Raw genomic sequence first — 2990 nt, forward strand, 5'->3', positions numbered from 1 at the left:
ACTCCGCGATCTCCGGGAACCGCAGCCCCCGAGCGAACAACACCGCGATCTGAGCCCGCTCCTCCGCATCCAACCGACGACCCGGCATGTGACCACCCCTCCGTTGCAACAACCCTAAGAAACCGCCCCCGTCCCCGTCGGAACGGCGATCCGAGCATCGAGTCGCAGCCCAGACCGACAGCGGGACACTGGCGCTGAGGGTGCACCCGGCGACGGGGCCGCGGCAACCCCTGGGGCACTCCCCCTGGGCAAGCGCAGACTGGCCGGGACCCGCCACTCGGCGGGCGCTCTCCGACGGAAGGAACGACCATGGACCTCGGTGGACTCGGCGACAAGGCCAAGGACTTCGCGAACAGCGACAAGGGCGAGAAGATGACCGATCAGGGTCTCGACAAGGCCGGCGACGCCGCGGGCAAGGCCTCGGGCGGGAAGTTCGACGGCCAGATCGACGGTGCCGAGAAGGCCGCCGACCAGCGCATCGGCGACGAGTAGCCGACTCGACGCGAACGGGGCCCTGCACTCGGCACGGACCCCGTTCCGCGTCCACTCGCTGACGAAATTCCCCGCGAATGGACCCGAACCGGGCTCCGAGCGACCGCCGGGCCCCGTCGCGCGTCCACTCGCGGCGGCGGAGCGGCCGGCTCAGGCGGCGCGCAGCGCCTTGAGCAGTGCCAGCACGACGACCGCCGAACGATCCGCCGCGTCGTCGACATGCGCCTCGAACTGCCCGGGAGCGCAGAGGTCCGAGATCCCGCGCACCGACACGAACGGCACGCCGTGCACGTGCGCCGTCTGCGCGAGCGACACCGACTCCATGTCGGTGGCCAGGGCCGCGGGGAACGCGCCGCGCACCCGCTCCACGTGGTCGCCCGAGACGAAGACGTCCCCCGACACGATCAGTCCGCGGCGCACCGGGACGGAGCCGTTCGGCACCTCTGCGACCAGCTCGGCCGCGAGGGCGGGAGCGTGGCCGGAGTACCGTGCGGGCATGCCGGGGACCTGGCCGAGCGCGTAGCCGAAGGCCCGCGCGTCGGCGTCCGTCTGCACGTACTCGTCGCCGACGACCACATCGCCGACCCGCACGTCCGCGCCCAGCCCGCCGGCCGAGCCGGCGCTGATCACCAGCGGCGACGGGTCCTGGAGGATCGCGGCCGTCAGTCCGCCCGCCGCGTTCACGAGGCCCACGCCCGTGCACACGAGCAGCACGGTCCCGCCGTCGATCTCGAGGTCGTACTGGAGCGCGTTGCCGACGGTCCGCGGCTCGGAGGCGCGCTCGGCCTTCTCGAGGAACGGCTGCGCCTCCTCGTCCATCGCCACCAGGACGATCGCGTCGCTCACGCGGTCACCGTCTCCCACTCGGAGCGCTGCGCGAGGAACGCGCGCGCCGCCTCCTGGGCGCCCTCGAGCGAGTGGTTGGCCCCCCAGCCGCACTGCGTCTCGTTGGCGGCGGGGACCTCGTCGGCCTCGGTGATGTCTCGGAGGGTCTCCTCGACGAGCGAGAGCACCTCGGGCAGCGCGGGCTCGCCCGAGAGGATCAGGTAGAAGCCGGTCTGGCAGCCCATCGGCGAGAAGTCGACGACGCGGTCGGAGTGGTTGCGCGACTTCTCGGCGAACAGGTGCTCGAGGGAGTGCACGGTCGGCATCTCGAGGTGGGCGCGGTTGGGCTGAGTGAAGCGCACGTCGTACTTCACGAGGTGGTCGCCGCCCGGCAGCGTCTTGGCGTCGGCGAGGCGCACGTACGGCGCGGCGACGGTGCGGTGATCGAGGTTGAACGACTCGACGTTCATGCGCGGCTGATCCACGGGTTCTCCTTCGCTGGGGGTCCCCCCATTCTCCTCCGCCCGCACCGGGGAACCCCGAACCGTCGAGACATCCCGCAACAGCCGGTTCCCTCGACGGTCCGGGGTTCCCTCACGGCGCACACCGCAACCCCTGTTGTCGCGGGCCCCGGCGGAGTGCGCTGGGGGCATGCGCGAAATGAAGTTCGTCAAGCTCGTCAGCCGCCTCGAGAACGCCGCCGCCCTCGACCCGCTCGTCGGGCGCGTGAAGAACGTCGTGAACGCGGTCGTCCGACCCCAGCCGGTGCGCGACGTGCTGCACGGCGTCCCGGTCGGGCACCCCGTGCATCCGCTGCTCGTCCTCGTCCCCACCGGCGCGTGGGTGTCGGCGGCGGTCCTGGACCTCCTGCCCGGCAACGACCGCGCCGCCCGGGCGCTGGTCGGACTGGGAGTGGTCAGCGTCCTGCCGACCGCCGCGACGGGCTGGACGGACTGGTCCGAGCTGCACGAGCAGCAGACCCGCGTCGGACTCGTGCACGCCACCGCCAACATCGTCGCGACGGCCCTCTACGCGGCGTCCTTCGTCGAGCGCAGACGCGGCCACCGCACGAGCGGCAAGGTCCTCGGCATGCTCGGACTCGCCGTCGTGTCGGGCGGCGGCTACCTCGGCGGGCACCTCAGCTACCGGCAGGCGTCCGGAGCGAACCACACCGAGGACGTGCCGCACCGCTTCCCCGCCGGCTGGCAGGAGCTGGGCCCCCTGAGCGAGCTGCCCGAGAAGGAGCTGGTCGAGAAGGTCGTCGCCGGCACCCCGCTGCTCGCCTTCCGCCACGGCGGGAAGGTGAACGTGCTGTCGAACGTCTGCAGTCACCTCTCGGGCCCCCTCGACGAGGGCGAGCTCCAGGAGGCGAAGGGCGGCGAGGCCTGCGTCTCGTGCCCCTGGCACGGCAGCTCCTTCTCGCTGGAGTCGGGCGAGGTGCTCCGCGGCCCCGCCACGTCGCCGCAGCCGAGGTTCGAGACCCGCGTCACCGACGGCGTGGTGGAGGTGCTGCTCCCGCACGCCGGCTGACACCTGCGCCGGGGCGGGTGGATCTCGAAGCTTCTATTTGTCAAGGTCGGCAGAGGTGGGGGAAGAGTTCGCGGCAGAGGGCTCTTTTGAGGAGGCGGAGGGTGTCTTTGGTGGTTTTGCCTGCGGCGAGGTGGGCGTCGCGG

General features: G+C 72.0%; 4 protein-coding genes. 2 read left to right on the top strand and 2 right to left on the bottom strand.

Annotation, left to right across the window (positions count from 1 at the left end; genetic code table 11):
• Nucleotides 1-309: 309 nt before the first annotated feature.
• Entirely contained in the window at nt 310-492 is a 183-nt protein-coding gene (locus NB037_RS19100) for an antitoxin (RefSeq protein ID WP_207403278.1), read from the top strand.
• A gap of 150 nt (nt 493-642) precedes the next feature.
• Here NB037_RS19100 and mtnN read toward each other — a convergent pair whose 3' ends face one another.
• Together mtnN and NB037_RS19110 are read right to left on the bottom strand one after the other, a co-directional pair.
• The gene (gene mtnN, locus NB037_RS19105; protein WP_251948605.1) at nt 643-1338 is read right to left on the bottom strand and encodes a 5'-methylthioadenosine/S-adenosylhomocysteine nucleosidase; all 696 of its coding nucleotides are present in this window, start codon (nt 1336-1338) and stop codon (nt 643-645) included.
• Nucleotides 1335-1787 carry an S-ribosylhomocysteine lyase gene (locus tag NB037_RS19110; protein WP_251948612.1) on the bottom strand — a complete coding sequence of 151 codons (453 nt, stop codon included), beginning with the start codon at nt 1785-1787 and terminating at the stop codon, nt 1335-1337. The genes mtnN and NB037_RS19110 overlap by 4 nt, the downstream gene beginning before the upstream one ends.
• Nucleotides 1788-1968: 181 nt before the next feature.
• On the opposite strand from NB037_RS19110, the gene NB037_RS19115 reads away from it, so the two are divergent.
• Complete coding sequence (locus NB037_RS19115) at nt 1969-2847, top strand: Rieske (2Fe-2S) protein (protein ID WP_251948608.1); 879 nt, start codon at nt 1969-1971, stop codon at nt 2845-2847.
• The last annotated feature ends 143 nt before the right edge of the window (nt 2848-2990 follow it).

Source organism: Rathayibacter rubneri (genome assembly GCF_023743255.1).
Taxonomy (GTDB): Bacteria; Actinomycetota; Actinomycetes; order Actinomycetales; family Microbacteriaceae; genus Rathayibacter; species Rathayibacter rubneri.